Origin of the sequence: Billgrantia aerodenitrificans (assembly GCF_021404405.1) — a bacterium.
GTDB lineage: Bacteria > Pseudomonadota > Gammaproteobacteria > Pseudomonadales > Halomonadaceae > Halomonas > Halomonas aerodenitrificans.
Genome location: NZ_JABFTV010000002.1, coordinates 306,464 through 322,093 on the forward strand (window position 1 = coordinate 306,464; position 15,630 = coordinate 322,093).

General features: G+C 64.0%; 17 protein-coding genes. 8 read left to right on the top strand and 9 right to left on the bottom strand.

What is annotated here, in order from left to right:
- The first annotated feature begins 23 nt into the window (after positions 1 to 23).
- From HOP59_RS04655 to HOP59_RS04665, 3 genes are all read left to right on the top strand, one after another.
- Entirely contained in the window at positions 24 to 1,655 is a 1,632-nt protein-coding gene (locus HOP59_RS04655; RefSeq protein ID WP_234253005.1) for an acyl-CoA synthetase, read from the top strand.
- Positions 1,656 to 1,669: 14 nt separating this feature from the next.
- Positions 1,670 to 2,518 carry a 3-hydroxybutyryl-CoA dehydrogenase gene (locus HOP59_RS04660; RefSeq protein WP_234253006.1) on the top strand — a complete coding sequence of 283 codons (849 nt, stop codon included), beginning with the start codon at positions 1,670 to 1,672 and terminating at the stop codon, positions 2,516 to 2,518.
- A 238-nt stretch (positions 2,519 to 2,756) separates the two neighbouring features.
- On the top strand, positions 2,757 to 3,530 hold the full coding sequence (locus tag HOP59_RS04665; RefSeq protein WP_010629358.1) for an enoyl-CoA hydratase-related protein: 774 nt from the start codon (positions 2,757 to 2,759) through the stop codon (positions 3,528 to 3,530).
- A 75-nt stretch (positions 3,531 to 3,605) separates the two neighbouring features.
- On the opposite strand, the gene HOP59_RS04670 is transcribed toward HOP59_RS04665, so the two are convergent.
- The 3 genes from HOP59_RS04670 to HOP59_RS04680 form a co-directional block, all read right to left on the bottom strand.
- Positions 3,606 to 4,487: a DMT family transporter gene (locus HOP59_RS04670; protein WP_010629357.1), complete on the bottom strand. Its 882-nt coding sequence runs from the start codon at positions 4,485 to 4,487 to the stop codon at positions 3,606 to 3,608.
- Between the two features lie 121 nt (positions 4,488 to 4,608).
- The gene (locus HOP59_RS04675) at positions 4,609 to 4,980 is read right to left on the bottom strand and encodes a Rieske (2Fe-2S) protein (RefSeq protein ID WP_010629356.1); all 372 of its coding nucleotides are present in this window, start codon (positions 4,978 to 4,980) and stop codon (positions 4,609 to 4,611) included.
- A gap of 73 nt (positions 4,981 to 5,053) precedes the next feature.
- Complete coding sequence (locus tag HOP59_RS04680; RefSeq protein WP_010629355.1) at positions 5,054 to 5,326, bottom strand: DUF5666 domain-containing protein; 273 nt, start codon at positions 5,324 to 5,326, stop codon at positions 5,054 to 5,056.
- Between the two features lie 109 nt (positions 5,327 to 5,435).
- Here HOP59_RS04680 and HOP59_RS04685 point away from each other — a divergent pair, with 109 nt between their 5' ends.
- Positions 5,436 to 6,275: an MOSC domain-containing protein gene (locus HOP59_RS04685; RefSeq protein WP_234253007.1), complete on the top strand. Its 840-nt coding sequence runs from the start codon at positions 5,436 to 5,438 to the stop codon at positions 6,273 to 6,275.
- 284 nt (positions 6,276 to 6,559) lie between these two features.
- Entirely contained in the window at positions 6,560 to 7,000 is a 441-nt protein-coding gene (locus tag HOP59_RS04690) for a YtoQ family protein (RefSeq protein ID WP_234253008.1), read from the top strand.
- A gap of 57 nt (positions 7,001 to 7,057) precedes the next feature.
- Here HOP59_RS04690 and HOP59_RS04695 read toward each other — a convergent pair whose 3' ends face one another.
- The 6 genes from HOP59_RS04695 to HOP59_RS04720 form a co-directional block, all read right to left on the bottom strand.
- Positions 7,058 to 7,501 carry a DUF411 domain-containing protein gene (locus HOP59_RS04695; protein ID WP_234253009.1) on the bottom strand — a complete coding sequence of 148 codons (444 nt, stop codon included), beginning with the start codon at positions 7,499 to 7,501 and terminating at the stop codon, positions 7,058 to 7,060.
- Positions 7,498 to 7,650: a hypothetical protein gene (locus tag HOP59_RS04700; protein WP_234253010.1), complete on the bottom strand. Its 153-nt coding sequence runs from the start codon at positions 7,648 to 7,650 to the stop codon at positions 7,498 to 7,500. Before HOP59_RS04700 ends, HOP59_RS04695 begins: the two co-directional genes overlap by 4 nt.
- A gap of 32 nt (positions 7,651 to 7,682) precedes the next feature.
- Positions 7,683 to 7,949: a hypothetical protein gene (locus tag HOP59_RS04705; protein WP_234253011.1), complete on the bottom strand. Its 267-nt coding sequence runs from the start codon at positions 7,947 to 7,949 to the stop codon at positions 7,683 to 7,685.
- Entirely contained in the window at positions 7,946 to 10,225 is a 2,280-nt protein-coding gene (locus HOP59_RS04710; RefSeq protein ID WP_234253012.1) for a heavy metal translocating P-type ATPase, read from the bottom strand. The genes HOP59_RS04705 and HOP59_RS04710 overlap by 4 nt, the downstream gene beginning before the upstream one ends.
- A gap of 70 nt (positions 10,226 to 10,295) precedes the next feature.
- Positions 10,296 to 10,931 carry a Spy/CpxP family protein refolding chaperone gene (locus tag HOP59_RS04715; protein WP_234253013.1) on the bottom strand — a complete coding sequence of 212 codons (636 nt, stop codon included), beginning with the start codon at positions 10,929 to 10,931 and terminating at the stop codon, positions 10,296 to 10,298.
- Positions 10,932 to 11,040: 109 nt separating this feature from the next.
- Positions 11,041 to 11,439 (bottom strand): hypothetical protein, encoded by a 399-nt coding sequence (locus HOP59_RS04720; RefSeq protein ID WP_234253014.1) that lies wholly within the window; start codon positions 11,437 to 11,439, stop codon positions 11,041 to 11,043.
- A gap of 703 nt (positions 11,440 to 12,142) precedes the next feature.
- Between HOP59_RS04720 and lgt the strand changes: the two genes are divergently transcribed.
- The 3 genes from lgt to HOP59_RS04735 all read left to right on the top strand — a co-directional run bounded on the left by lgt (position 12,143) and on the right by HOP59_RS04735 (position 15,613).
- Positions 12,143 to 12,958: a prolipoprotein diacylglyceryl transferase gene (gene lgt, locus HOP59_RS04725; RefSeq protein ID WP_234253015.1), complete on the top strand. Its 816-nt coding sequence runs from the start codon at positions 12,143 to 12,145 to the stop codon at positions 12,956 to 12,958.
- Entirely contained in the window at positions 12,958 to 14,424 is a 1,467-nt protein-coding gene (gene cls / locus HOP59_RS04730; protein ID WP_234253016.1) for a cardiolipin synthase, read from the top strand. The genes lgt and cls overlap by 1 nt, the downstream gene beginning before the upstream one ends.
- Before the next feature lie 112 nt (positions 14,425 to 14,536).
- Complete coding sequence (locus HOP59_RS04735; RefSeq protein ID WP_234253017.1) at positions 14,537 to 15,613, top strand: L,D-transpeptidase family protein; 1,077 nt, start codon at positions 14,537 to 14,539, stop codon at positions 15,611 to 15,613.
- Positions 15,614 to 15,630 lie beyond the last annotated feature (17 nt).

Consider the following 15,630-nt stretch of genomic DNA (forward strand, 5'->3'; position numbering starts at 1 on the left):
ACGATACCCACTCGGAGCCCACCATGAACGACAGCATCTTCGAACAGGACCTGCCCAAGACGCAGGCCAACCATGTGGCGCTATCGCCGCTGACCTTCATCGAGCGCAGCGCTTCCATCTACCCCGACTACCCGGCGGTGATCCACGGCGATATCCGCCGCAGCTGGCGCGAGACCTGGGCGCGCTGCCGGCGGCTCGCCTCGGCGCTGGAGAAGCGCGGTATCAAGCCTGGCGAGACGGTGGCCGCCATGCTGCCCAACGTGCCGGCGATGTTCGAGGCGCACTTCGGCGTGCCGCTGGCCGGCTGCGTGCTCAATACGCTGAATATCCGTCTCGACGCCGAAGCCATCGCCTACATGCTCGAGCACGGCGAGGCCCAGGCGGTGCTGGTCGATCCGGAGTTCACCGGGGTGATCGAAGACGCCGTCTCGCGGCTGGCGATCAAGCCGCTGGTGATCGACGTGGACGACGCCCTGTACGAGGGCGAAACACGCCATATCGGTGAGCTGGAGTACGAGGCGCTGCTGGCCGAGGGCGACCCGGAGTACGCCTACCAGCTCCCGGAGGACGAGTGGCAGGCGATCTCGCTCAACTACACCTCGGGCACCACCGGCAAGCCCAAGGGGGTGGTCTACCACCATCGCGGCGCCTATCTCAACGCGGTGAGCAACATCCTCGAGTGGGCCATGCCGCATCACCCGGTCTATCTCTGGACCCTGCCGATGTTCCACTGCAACGGCTGGTGTTTTCCCTGGACCATCGCCGCCAATGCCGGCGTCAGCGTTTGCCTGCGCAGGGTCGATCCGAAGAAGATCATGGACCTGATCGTCGACGAGAAGGTCACCCACTTCAGCGGTGCGCCGATCGTACTCAACGGCCTGGTCAACCTGCCGGCGGAGCAGAAGCGTGCTTTCGACCACCCGGTGAAGGTCACCACCGCCGGTGCCGCGCCGCCCGCCTCGGTGATCGCCGGCGTCGAGAAGCTCGGTATCGAAGTGACCCATGTCTACGGTCTCACCGAGGTCTACGGGCCGGTCACCGTGTGCGCCTGGCGCGAGGCGTGGGACGAGCTGCCGCTGGAGGAGCGGGCCAGGATCAAGGCGCGTCAGGGCGTGCGCTACCACATGCTGGAAGCGCTCTGCGTCGCCGACCCCAACACCCTGGAGCCGGTGCCCAAGGATGGCGAGACCATCGGCGAGATCCTGATGCGCGGCAACAACGTGATGAAGGGCTATCTCAAGAACGAGGCCGCCACCGAGCAGGCGCTGGAAGGCGGCTGGTACCACACCGGCGATCTCGCCGTGTGGCACCCTGACGGCTACATCGAGATCAAGGATCGCTCCAAGGACATCATCATCTCCGGTGGCGAGAACATCTCCACCATCGAGGTGGAGGATGCCATCTACTCCCATCCCGCCGTGGAGGAGGCCGCGGTGGTGGCCAAGCCCGACGAGAAGTGGGGCGAGACGCCCTGTGCCTTCGTCAAGCTCAAGGTGGGCTATGGCGAGGTCACCGAAGCCGACATCATCGAGCACTGTCGACAGCACCTGGCGCGCTTCAAAGTGCCCAAGACGGTGATCTTCACCGAGCTGCCCAAGACCTCCACCGGCAAGATCCAGAAATTCGTCCTGCGCGAAGAAGCGCGCAAGCAGTGAACGGGAGCAAGACAATGACACGACAGGCAATCGGTGTGGTTGGCGCCGGCACCATGGGGCAGGGCATCGCGCAGGTACTGGTGGCAAGCGGCTTTGCCACACGACTCTACGACGTGGCCGACGAGCAGCTGGGCCGCGCCCAGGCCGCCATCGACAAGGGCCTTGGCAGGCTGGTGGTCAAGGAGAAACTCAGCGAGGCCGAAAAGGCCGAGGCCATGGCGCGTCTGGAGACGACCACGTCGCTCGAGGCCCTGCGCGACTGCGAGGTGATCATCGAGGCCGCGCCCGAGCAGCCGGCGCTGAAGGAGAAGCTGTTTCGCGACCTGAGCCGGCTGAGCCACGATGCCATTCTCGCCTCGAACACCTCGTCGCTGTCGCTGACCCGGCTCGCCGCGGTGTGCGAGCGACCCGAGCGGGTGGTGGGCATGCACTTCTTCAATCCGGTGCCGGTGCTCAAGCTGGTCGAGGTGATCCGCGCCGAGCAGACCTCTGACGCCACCGCGGCGCGAATCGAGGAGCTGACTCGGCAGCTCGGCAAGACGCCGGTGGCCATTGCCGACTCGCCCGGGTTCGCCGTCAATCGCCTGCTGATTCCGATGATCAACGAGGCCGCCTTTCTGCTGCAGGAGGGTGCTGCCAGCGCCGAGGACATCGACCAGTCGATGCAGCTCGGCGCCGCTCACCCCATGGGGCCGCTGGCCCTGGCCGACCTGATCGGACTGGACGTCTGCCTGGCGATCATGGAGGTGCTGCAGGAGGGCTTCGGCGATCCGAAATATCGCCCCTGTCCACTGCTCAGGCGCATGGTGGCGGCCGGTTATTTGGGGCGGAAGAGTGGGCGCGGCTTCCATATATACCAGTAAGCGACGATTCACTACTGCGCTCGATATTCTGATTGCCGGCGGTCCTCGCTCTCCTCATGTAGCAGGCTACACTCCGGGAGCTGCGGTCCGGCGGCAACCAGCCTCTCTTCGCTCGTGACGTGAATCGAGCGCTTCCTTTGCGCTAATTCACTCGACTTCACCTAACAGGGGATTGCCGACCAACCAAGCGTTCGCTAGGGTTGGTCGGTATCGTTCTGACTGCAAGCAAGGAGCCCCCATGAGCGAAAAGCTGATCGAGATGGTCGACAACGCCGGCGTCGTGCGCCTGACCATCAACCGCCCCAAGGCGCTGAACGCCCTCAATAGTGCCGTACTCACCGAGCTGGAAGCGCTGCTCACCGAGCTGGAGAAGCGCAGCGACCTGCGTGCCCTGCTGATCACCGGGGCGGGTGAGAAGTCCTTCGTGGCCGGTGCAGACATCACCGAAATGCGCACCAAGACCCCGGAGGAGGCGCGCGCCTTCGCCAGTCAGGCCCTGCGTACCATCAAGCGACTGGAGACGCTCCCGGTGCCGGTGGTCGCCCTGGTGAACGGCTTTTGTCTTGGCGGCGGCTGCGAACTGGCGCTGGCCTGCGACTGGGCCGTAGCCAGCGACAACGCAATCTTCGGCCAGCCCGAGGTGCTGCTCGGGGTGATTCCCGGCTTCGGCGGCACTCAGCGCCTGCCGCGTCGGGTAGGACCGGCCATGGCGCTGGATCTGGTCACCACCGGGCGCAAGATCGATGCCCAGGAGGCCCTGCGTATCGGCCTGGTCAACCGCGTGATGCCCCAGGCCGAGCTCGAGGCCTACGCCGAGGAGCTGACCAAGCAGCTGGCCGGCAACGGCCCGCTGGCGGTGCGCAGCGCCAAGCAGGCGGTGCACGATGGCATGGATCAGGACCTCGACAGTGCACTGGCGCTGGAGACCAGCCTGTTCGCTCTTGGCTTTGCCGGCAGCGAGCAGAAGGAGGGCATGAGCGCCTTCGTCGAGAAGCGCAAGCCCAACTTCTGATTCATCAGCGGTGCAGTAACGAGAGAGCGGCAGCGTAACGACGCTGCCGCTCTCGTTCGTTTACGCCGTGTCGGTTCAGGCCAGCTCGCGGCGCCGCCAGCGAAGCATGCCGGTGGCAATGGCGGTACCTGCCAAGGTAATGGCCATGCCCACCAGCACCTGCAGGCTGAGCCGTTCGTCCAGCAGCAGGTAGCCCCACAGCAGGGCGCTCACCGGCACCAGGAAGGTGACCGTCGAGGTGGCGGTAGCGCCGGCGCTGGAGATCAGCCCGAAGTAGAGCAGGAAGGCCAGGGTGGTGCTGAAGATGGCCAGGCCCAGGGCGTTGCCCCACGCCAGGCCGCTTATCGGCTCGCTGGGCCACAGCCACAGCCCGGGGATCAGCAGAATCAGCGCCGACATGGCGGTACTGCCGGCGGCCAGCACCCGTACCGGCAAGTGCGACAGGTAGGTCTTGGAGTAGTTGGTCGCCACCCCGTAGCAGAAGGTGGCGCCTACGGCGGCCAGAATGAACCAGCCGTCGCCGCCCAGGGCGAAGTCCAGCCGGTTGGCCGAGAGCACATACACGCCGAAGAAGGCCAGCGCCAGGCCCAAGTACTGCTGACGCTGTACCGGGGTGGTGAAGAACAGGGCACCGAGCAGGGCGGTGAATATCGGCGTGGTGGCGTTGATCAACGAGGTGAAGCCGGCCTCCAGGCGAATGGTGGCCATGGCCAGCAGCACGAAGGGCAGCACATGGTTGACCAGTCCAAGCAGCAGCAGGCCGCCCTTGTTCTCCCACACCAGCTTGAGATAGCGCAGGCTGAGCAGCAGCGGAAGCAGCAGCAGCGCACCGATGCCCATGCGCACCAGGATGAGCGGTACCGGGCCGAACTCGGGTACTGCCACGCGCATGAAGATGAACGACATGCCCCATAGCGAAGAGAGCAGAATCAGGCGCAGAGAATCGGCCGGCGTCATGCAACGGTCCTTGGTGTGCTGTGGCTGAATGACGAGCGTAAACGAAACGGCCGGGTGATAGATAGCCTTCTATCCATCAATAAACATGATGGTACACATCAACGCTTACCAGCTCGCTGGCTCAACCGATGACGATCCAGCCCTCGGCATCGACGCTCACCGGCACCGGGTCGAGCGCACAATCAATACCAAAGCCGCCTGTGCCCTCACCGGTACGGGTAGAGAAGGTGGCATCGTGATTGGTGCAGCGAAGTGACTCGCCGTCCTGGCTGAGAATGCGCGAGCCGCGCTGGTCGAGTGGCAGGTACTGGTGAGGGCAGGCGTTGACATAGCCGAGCAGCACATCGTCGAGGCGCACCAGCAGCAGCGGGAAGCTCCCTTTTTCACCCTGCAGGGTCAGGCTGTGGGTAGTGCCCACCGCCAACTCGTCGTGTCGAACGAGGCGCGTGCCAAGTGCGGGTGCGCTACGATACTGTTGCCAAGCCTGGGTCATGATGGTGTCCTGAAATGCAAACGGGCCGACATTGTCGCCAATGCCGGCCCGCCTGTCAGTGCTGCGAGTGCGGTCAGTCCTCGAGCTCGATCTCCTTGGCGAGGTGACGTTCGCCGTCGTAGTCGAAATCGATCTCGACTCTTTGTCCTTCTTCGAGATCGTCGAAGCTGCTCAGGCCGTCGTCATAATCGGTATCGTCATCGGTATGGAAGACAATGCCTTGAACGGTGAGGGTGCGCGCTTCGCGATCGAGCGACTCGATCTCGCCTTCGAGATCGTTGGCATGAGCGGCTGTCGAGAAGGTCAGAAGCAGGGCGGCAGCCAACAAGGCAAGACGTTTCAGCATGGTTCCTCTCCTTGGTCCACTGAGACTTGTATCGGTTCAACTTGCGTCATCAGCTTATGCGGGGCGTCTCGCCAAGGCGAGTTAAGAAATGTTCAGCAGAGGAAGCAGAGTGAAAATCTCGAAACTCAACGTTTATCCGGTCAAGTCGCTGGGCGGTATCGGCCTGGAGCAAGCCACGCTGGGGGTGCGCGGTCTGGCCTATGACCGTCATTGGATGGTGGTCGATCAGGTGGGTCGTTTCGTCACCCAGCGGCAGCTGCCGGGCATGGCGCGAGTCTCGGTGCGTCTCGAGAGCGACTGGTTGGTGCTGGAACATCCCGAAGCGGAACCGTTGGCCATCGAGCTGGCGCATCGAGCCCGGCCGCGGCTGACCGCCTATGTGTGGGACGACGCCTGTCAGGCCCTTGACGAGGGGGCTGAGGCCAGCGACTGGCTGACGGCGGTGCTGGGCGACCTGCGCGGCAGCAGCCTGCGTCTAGTGCGCTTCGACGAGGAGCATCGCCGCCCGGTCGAGTCGCGTTATCTGCAAGGCGAGGAGGCCCATACCGCCTTCGCCGACGGCTATCCGTTCCTCATTGCCTCGCAGGCCTCTCTCGACGCTCTCAATCGGAATCTGGCACAGAAGGGGCTCGCACCGCTGCCCATGAACCGCTTCCGTCCGAACATCGTGCTCGAGGGTGCTCACGGCTTCGCCGAGGATGGCTGGAGCGAGGTGGCCGCTCATGATGGCAGGTATCGCTTCGGTCTACGCAAGCCCTGTCAGCGTTGCAAGATCACCACCGTCGACCAGGCCAACGGCACCATCGACATTCCCGGTGAGCCGCTGCAAACGTTGATCGAGATGAAGACCCAGCCGCTGCGCCCTGGCGCCTACTTCGGTCAGAACGCCACGCTTCTCGGCGGTGCGGGAGAGAGTCTAGCGGTGGGGGATGAGCTGCAGGTAGGCTAGGGAGCGATAAAAAAGAAGCCCGCTCTTTGAGCGGGCATAAGCAAGGGACTCACGACTGCTGTGCAAGAACCGGCGTGAGTAAATTCAAGGTAGCGCTTTTTCATCAGTGAGAATGTCATCCATTCACTCTCTGTCTTGTAAGAGATTACCTACAACTTGTGTAGGGAACCGTCTCGCCGCCGCGGTTCGCTGCGACTGAGAGGGCCTCGAGTACAGTACACAAGGCTTGTATACAGATAGTGGCTGGCTATGATGGAGGCCCATTTCTCTTCAGGAGCGCTCCGATGAGCTTCTACGTTTATCTATCCGGCGAGATCCATACCGACTGGCGTGATGAGATCGAGCGCGGGGCCAAGGCCGCCGGCCTGGACATCGTGTTCACCGCGCCTGTCACCGACCATGATGCCAGCGATGCCGCAGGCGACCACTTGGGTCGCGAAAGCGACGCCTTCTGGCGCGATCACAAGTCGGCCAAGGTGAATGCCATTCGCACCAAGACCCTGATCGAGCAGAGCGACCTGGTGGTAGTGCGCTTCGGCGACAAGTACAAGCAGTGGAACGCGGCCTTCGATGCCGGCTATTGCGCTGCCCTGGGCAAGCCGTACGTGACCCTTCACGGCGAAGAGATCGTACACCCGCTCAAGGAGGTCGATGCCGCCGCCATGGCTTGGGCGACCACCACCGAGCAGGTGGTCGAGATCCTGCGCTATGTGATTCGTGACTGAGCGGATACCAATCGCATGTGACTGGTAAGGCGCCGGACGAGCCGGCGCCCGTCAGCCTTACAGCGTCATGAACGGCATCGGCTCCTGATCGGTGAACTGGTAGACGTCCCAGTCGCCGCGCTTGGGCCCGGGCATGCCGGGGGTGCCGATGGGCATGCCGGCCAGACCGATGCCGCCGATCCTCGGGCGCTCCTGGAACAGTCGCTCCACGGCTTCGAAGGGCACGTGGCCCTCGATGGCGTAGCCTCCCATCAGCGTGGTGTGGCAGGAGCCCAGGCCGAAGGGCAGGCCGACCTGCTGCTTGATCTTGCCGACTTCCACGTCGTCGATGATGGTGACCGAGACGCCTTTCTCTTCCAGTTGGCGGGCATATTCGTGGCAGCAGCCGCACTCGGGGTTCATGTAGAGGGTGGCTTCGCTTGGCAGCGTGGCGTGTGCGGCGCCGGCGGCGCCCAGCAGCAGGCTGGCGGAAAGCAGCAGGGATGAGGTGCGACGGTTCATGAGCTTGCTCCCGTGGTGGGCTTGGCAGAGGTAAACAGGTACTTGAGCAGGGCGGCAATGCCGAGACCCAGCAGAGCGAGGAGGGCCAGCGGCATCAGCCAGCCCAGCCAGCCCATGTGGCCCATCAGGGCGAAGCAGTCGGTCATCATGGCGTTTACTCCTGTGCGGTTAAGCGGGTGTGTCACTCGTCGCGGTGATGATGGCCATGACGGTGCATTAGGAAATGCATGCCCAGGCACAGCAGCATTGGCAGCAACAACAACAGGCTGCCGCCCGTCTGTCCACGCCACAGCACGAACACGAAGGCGCCCCCCATCAGAACTAGGCAAAGAGGCATCATCCACTGATGCAGCCCACCCGAATGCTTGCCTGGCGTCTGCGCTGGGGTTTCGTGACCCACCTCGGCAGGAGGCTTGTGAAGTTCGGAGTTGGAACGAGACCGGTTCATGAGGCTTCTCCTCGGGGTTGTAGGCGGGCATAACGGCGCTTGAGCAGCAGCGAATTGCCGATGACCGAGAGCGAGCTGGCGGTCATGGCGATGACGCCGATCATCGGGTGCAGCAGACCGGCGGCGGCCATGGGAATAGCGGCCACGTTATAGCCGCTGGCCCACAGCAGGTTCTGCACGATCTTGCTGAAGGTGGCGCGGGAGAGGTGCATGGCCTCCACCACGCCGGTGAGCTCGCCGCGTACCAGGGTCACGTCGGCGGCCTCGATGGCCACGTCGGCGCCGGCGCCGATGGCGATACCGACGTTGGCCTGCTTGAGGGCGGCGGCATCGTTGATACCGTCACCCACCATGGCCACGTGGGGGCCGTGCTTCTCCTGCAGCTTGCGAATGGCCTCGACCTTGCCTTCGGGCAGCACGCCGGCCTGGACCTCGTCGATGCCGACCTCGGCGGCCACCGCCCGGGCGGCGCGCTCGTTGTCGCCGGTGATCATTACCACGTGCAGGCCGAGCGCGTGCATCCCGCGAATGGCCTCGACTGACTCGCCCTTGAGCGTATCGGCGACTGCCAGGACACCTCGGGCACGGCCCTCGGCGGCGACGATGACGGCGGTACGCCCCTTGCCTTCGAGCTCATGCATGGCCGCGTCCAGCGCTTCCAGCCCTGTGATGCCCTCCTCCTCGAGCAGCCGGCGGTTGCCGATCAACACCTGCTTGTCTTCGACTCTGCCGGAGACGCCGCGGGCGCCAGTGGAGCGAAACTCGCTGACCTCGCCGGGCTTGATGCCGCGCTCGACGGAGCCGTCGACGATGGCGCGAGCGATGGGGTGCTCCGAGGCGTTCTCGACGCTTGCCGCCAGTCTCAGCAGCTCTTTCTCTTCGACTCCTTCCGCCGTGACCACCTCAGTGAGCTTCGGCTCGCCGCGGGTGATGGTGCCGGTCTTGTCGAGCACCATGACCTTGATGTCCTTGAAGGTCTGGATCGCCTCGCCGGAACGGATCAGGATGCCGCGCTCGGCGCCGATGCCGGAGCCGACCATCAGGGCCGTCGGCGTTGCCAGACCCAGCGCGCAGGGACAGGCGATGACCAGCACGGCGATGGCGGCAATGAGTGCCAGCACCGGTGTACTGGCTTCCGGGTTCACCCAGGGCAGGAAGTTCGCGCCCCAGTCGAGGATTGGGCGCAAGACGTCGGGAAGCAGCAGCCAGGCGACCAGGCTGGCCAGCGAGATCAGCAGCACCGCCGGCACGAAGCGGCCGGTCATGCGGTCGGCGAACTCCTGGATCGGCACCCGCGAGCCCTGGGCCTGATCGATCAGGCGTACCACCTGGGAGAGGAAGGTATCGCCACCGACCTTGGTGGCCCTCACTCGCAGCCGCCCCTCCTTGTTGATGGTGGCGCCGATCACGCTGTCGCCGACGCTCTTGTAGACGGGGATCGATTCGCCGGTGGCGATGGATTCGTCGAGGTGGCTCTCGCCCTCGATCACCTCGCCGTCGGTGGGAATCTTGTCGCCGGGGCGCACGACCATGATGTCGCCGGGCTCGAGCTCCTTCACCGGCACTTCGACCTCTTCGCCACCGCGTTCCACTCGAGCGGTCTTGGCGCCGAGGGTCAGCAGGCGACGAATGGCTTGCGAAGCGCGCCCCTTGGCCAGGGCCTCGAGATAACGACCCAGTAGATGGAAGGTCATGATGGTGGCGGCCATCTCGACGAAGGAGGTCATCGGGTAGACGAAGCCGACCAGACCGATCAGGTAGGGCGGTAGGCTGCCCATGGAGATCAGCACGTCCATGTTGAAGGTGCCGTTCTTCAGCGAGCGCCAGCTCGAGCGATGGGTGGCCGCACCGCCATGGAGAAACACCACCGGAAAGGCGAGCAGCACGACGATGGCCAGGTAGCCGGGAATCGGCTGCCAGAACATGTGTGGCATCATCAGGATCATGATCAGCGTGGTGGGCACGCCGGCGATCCACAGCCGCTTACGGGCCTGACGCAGGTAGTCTTCCTCGATGACGGCATCTGCCTCGCCATCCGCCTCGGCTTCGCCGCTTACCGCCGCGACGTCATAGCCGGCCCCCTCCACCGCCTGCTTCAAGGCATCGGCGTCGGGGCCGCCCTGCGCGACGCCGACGCTGACTCGGTGGCTGGCGATATTGGTCTGGATTTCGCCGACGCCATCGAGACGCTGGAGCGTCGTGCGTACGATACCGGCACAGTGGTCGCTGCCCATGCCGGGCACTGTCAGGGTGATCCGTTTCGTCGCTGTGGTCATCGCATGCTCCCTCGCGCCGTGTTCCCGGGCGGCCGTGGCCGGCCGCCCGATACCAGGCGGCTATCGACGATCAGTGGTGGGCCGCGTGGTCATCCGACTCGTCGGCTTGCGGTGTGGCCTGCTGCAATTGTTCGCGTTGCTCATCGGTGAGCAGGTCGTGCATGGCGTTTCGCATGCGCACCATCTCCGCCATCATCTCGCCATGGAGTTCCGCCATCTGAGCATGAATGGCTTGGACCTCTTCGGGGTCGGGACGCTCGCCATGCATGGCAGCCATCAGGTCATCGCGCAGATTCATCAGCTGCCCCATGCGCTCGAACTGGGCGGGGCGATGCTCGCGCATGAGTTCGCGCATCTCGTTGCGCTGTTCGGGCACGAGCATCTGCATCATGCCTTTCCCGTCATCCATCATCGGGCAGGGCATCATGCCACCGCCCATCATGCCGGGGCCCATGCCACCGCCCATCATGCCGGGGCCCATGCCACCGCCCATCATGCCGGGGCCCATGCCACCGCCCATCATGCCGGGGCCCATGCCACCGCCCATCATGCCGGGACCCATGCCACCGCCCATCATGCCGGGGCCCATACCGCCGCTCATCATGCCTCCGCCTTGCCCCATACCCTGGGCAAAGGTCAGGCTGGAAGCGGTGCTACCGATAGCCAGGGCGAGGCCCGTGGCAATAGCGAGCTTGCGCAGTTTCATGTCTTACTCCTATGAGCGTGAACGCTCGTGGTTTGCTGCCGGAATTGGCGAGCGTCCAGTGGGACGTCACCGGGAATTGCCGCAAGACAGGTGGGGCATTGCAGAGGAGTCAGGGACGCAGGCGCTGCGTCAACAGATAGAGTGGTGGGTTGGCAAGCGTGGGAGCGGCACTGGGCAGGCCGATGGTGACGGCGACGGGAGGCGGTGTCACCGCGGGAACAGGGCGATGGCAAGGAGTGCCATCGACGTCCAGGCGCTCCGCACGCAGCAGGAGCTCTGCGGCATGTTCCCCGCTGTGGCCGTGCTCGCAGTGTGGCGCAGGTGCTGGCGGGTTTGCTTGCGCAAGGCTTTCGACGACGGAATGTGGGGATGCCGGCGCTGGATGCGCCATTGCCTGAACGCCGAACGCCACGGCCATCGACAGCAGCAGCAGGCTGAAAAGCCAGCTGCGGCACCACCCGCGACGGGTGATGCAGTGCTGTGAGGGTGTAACGGCCCGCTGCAGCATGGCGCGGTGCTCCGACATGATAGGCAATATCAGAATAGACGAACCCGCTGAGCCTCCCTTTGACTTGTATCAATCAGCATCGCTTTTCTCAACCTGGGTGCCGCACATAGGTTGTTGTTTTCTTGCTTTTTTTGGGCATGAGAACAGGGGCGCTTGCGACGCGCTTGCGAGCATGGAAGACTAGGCACGACCCTGACCTACACTCGGTTGATCCATTTCGATGCGTTCTCGCCCCTTCGCCTGGCTGCTCTGTCTCCTCTTCGGCATCGTGCTTACCCTGCCGCAGGTGGCCCTGGGCGACTGGAAGTACGCTGACGCGGATTGCCAGACGGGCACCTCTTCGTCTCTGGACGCTGGCCTCGTGTTCGAGGCCGACAACGGCCAAGCCCAGGGGGGCGAACAACCCGCCTGTACCAGTGCAACACCGGTTTGCTCCAGTGCCGGCCTAGCGCTTGCCTCAGTGGCCCCTCGCTCACTCGAGCCTCGTCGGCCCGTCGACACGACGCTTCTCCACGCCCCTCGCGAGCGACCGGAGCGTCCTCCGCGGGCGTAGCGCCTGCCCCTTTCTGAATGATGCTTGCCCGCACAGCGGTGTCGCTGTGCCCGGCATTGGATTCGGAATGTCGATGCTCAGCGGCATTCACACTCAATTCGCCGCAGGTGCGATGGCTCCAGCCATGTGCCTGCAAGGAGCACAAGCGAGATGAACTATCCCGATATCGATCCGGTGGCCATCGCCATCGGGCCGCTGCAGATCCACTGGTATGGGTTGATGTACGTGGTGGGCTTCGTCGCCGCCTGGCTGCTGGGGCGTCATCGCGCCCATCGCCTGGGGCTCACTCATGACGATATTGGCGATCTGCTGTTCTACGCCGCCATTGGCGTGGTGGCCGGAGGACGCCTGGGTTATGTGCTGTTCTACGGTATGGAGCAGTTCCTGGCCAACCCGCTGTGGGCCTTCCGGCTCTGGGATGGGGGAATGAGTTTTCATGGCGGCCTGATCGGCGTGCTGCTGGCGGCGCTGCTCTTCGCACGCAAGAAGAATCTCACTTTCTTCCAATTGACCGATTTTATCGCACCGCTGGTACCGATAGGCCTGGGCGCCGGGCGCATCGGCAACTTCATCAACCATGAACTGCCGGGACGTGTCAGCGATCTGCCCTGGGCCATGCCGTTCCCGCACCTGGGGCCGGAGCCGCGCCACCCTTCGGCGCTCTACGAGTTTGCCCTCGAGGGGGTGGTGCTGTTCGTGGTGCTGTGGTGGATTTCGAGTCGCCCCCGGCGCAGAGGCTTGGTGTCAGGGCTATTCCTGCTGCTCTATGGTGTCTTCCGCTTCGCCGTGGAGTTCGTGCGCCTGCCCGACGCTCATATCGGTTTCATCGCCTTCGGCTGGGTGACCGTGGGCATGCTGCTGACCCTGCCGATGATCGCTGCCGGCGTAGCGCTCGTTGCATGGTCGCGGCGCCAGGAGCGCGATGAGCAAGTCGCGGCGTCGACTTCCGCGCAAGAGGCGAGTTGATGGTTGCCTGGTTGACGAAGCGTGCACGGCCCCGTGGGCGTCGCTCCTGGGGCAAGCTGGCCATTTTCATGCTGGTGGCGCATGTGGTGGGGTTGTTCTCGTCGGTGGAAGCGCTGATGTCGAGCCGCACGTCCCAGGGGGCAATTGCCTGGATCGTCTCGCTCAACACCATTCCCTATGTCGCGGTGCCGACCTACTGGATCTTCGGGCGCAACACATTCGAAGGCTATGTCACCTCGCGGCGTGACGAAGATTCCGAGCTGGCCCGAGCCTTGGCGGACAAGCTGGGCGAGCTGCGGGCGCATGGCGTCGCGTGGCCGCAGGAGCATCGACACTTGGCCGGCGTGGAGCAACTGGCCAAGCTGCCTTACCTGGGCGGTAACGAAGCCACGCTGCTGATCGACGGTGAGGAAACCTTCGCCAGCATCTTTGCCGGCATCGACGCCGCAGAGCGCTACCTGCTGGTGCAGTTCTACATTGTGCGTGACGACGATCTTGGGCGTGAGCTTCAGCAACGCCTCATCGCCAGGGCCAGCGAAGGTGTCGAGGTCTATTTCCTGTACGACGAGATCGGTAGCTACAAGCTGCCGAACGCCTATCTGCAGGCGCTGCGCGACGCCGGGGTGAACGTGCACCGATTCCACTCCACACGTGGGCCGGGCAATCGCTTTCAGCTCAACTTTCGCAATCACCGCAAGATCGTGGTGGCCGACGGTGCGAAGGCCTGGCTTGGCGGCTTCAACATCGGCGATGAATATCTGAAAGGGCATGAGGATCTTGGGCCTTGGCGCGACACCCATCTCAAGCTGGAAGGACCGGCGGCACTGGCTTTGCAGCTCGTCTTCATCGAGGACTGGCACTGGGCCACCGAGGAGGTCCCCGACCTGCCCTGGGAGCCGTCCGTGCCTTCGGTCAATGGAGTGCCGGCGCTGATCCTGCCTACCGGCCCGGCGGATCGCTTCGAGACCGCCAGCCTGATGATCCAGCAGGCGATCCATTCCGCGCGCGAGCGGATCTGGATCTCGAGCCCTTATTTCGTGCCCGACGAGGGCGTGCAGAGCATGCTCAAGCTGGCAGCGTTGAACGGCATCGATGTCAGGATTCTGATTCCCGAACGACCGGACAATCTGCTGACCTTCTATGCGGCCTACGCCTTTCTGGGGCCGTTGATCGACGCCGGGGTCGAAATTCATCGCTATCAGGAGGGCTTTCTGCATGGCAAGGCGTTTCTGGTGGACGACGCCTGGGCCGCCGTGGGCACCGTCAACCTCGACAACCGCTCCTTCCGCCTCAACTTCGAGGTGACGGCGCTGATCATGGATCGGGAGTTTGCCAGCGATGTGGAGGCCATGTTCGAACGGGATTTTTCCAGATCGCGCCAAATGACGGTCGAGGACTTACTCGACCGGCCGCTTTGGCATCGCGTCGCAGGGCGGGGCGCCTATCTCTTTGCCCCCGTATTGTGAGCCCGAGAGTGGTGAACCTGGAACCCGTGAGGTGTCGAATTTTGCAGAGGATCGTTATGATAGGGGCAATTTTCATTAGTTTACTAAAGATAGACAGGCAAGAGGCAATGCTATGAATCTTCATGCAGTGGTACATGGGCGCAACTGGCCCTTGCGACGCCAGACCTGGCTGTCCCTTGGCCTGGGCATATTGGCCACCATTCTGCTGGCCGGGATGAGCTGGGCCGAGGAAGATTCGGCGGAAAACGGCAATGAGGCGGAGCAGGAGTGGCCCAAGGGGCACTACCCCTTGCCCGAGCGGGGCGATGTCATCGGTAAGGACTACGTCGTCGAGGCGCGTGAAGACGAGACGCTGATCGACATCGCACGTGCCAACAACGTCGGCTACGAAGAGATCCGCCGTGCCAACCCCGACGTCAGCGTGTGGATGCCGGGCGAGGGCACCGAAGTGCTGATTCCCGGCCGCTTCATCCTGCCCCCGGTGGAGCGTAAGGGCATCGTGATCAACGTGGCCGAACTCAGGCTCTATTACTACCCGCCGACGAGAGAAGGTGAGACACCGCGAGTCGAGACCTATCCCATCGGTATCGGTCGCGAAGGCTTCGACACGCCGCTGGGTATCACCAAGACCACCATGCGGCTCAAAGACCCGGCCTGGTATCCGCCGCGTTCGGTGCGTGAGGAAGCTGCCGCTCGCGGCGAGACGGCGCCCGCGGTGGTGCCGCCGGGGCCGGACAACCCCTTGGGCAGGCATGCCATCCTGCTCGACATCCCCGGCTATCTGATTCACGGCACCAACCAGCCCGATGGGGTCGGCATGCGGGCCAGCCGTGGCTGCGTGCGCATGTTCCCCGAAGACATCGAGTCGATCTTCGACCGTGTGCCGGTCGGCATGCAGGTGCATCTGATCAACCAGCCGATCAAGGCCGGTTGGGATGGCGACACGCCCTATGTGCAGGTCTACGAGGCGCTGGGCGAACAGGAAACCGGCATGGCCAACCTAATGGAAACGCTGGCCATGCTGCAGCGTGACGACGACGAGCCGGCCACGGCCCTGAACTACGAAATGCTGCGTGAGCTACTCGAGAACCCCAGCGGTGAGGTCATTGCCCTCACGCCCGCTCCGGAGCCGGAACCGGAGCCTGAGGAAGAAGACGAGAGCCTGCTCTGGCGAGAGCTGGCGGTCTAGCCTTGATCTAGCCATGA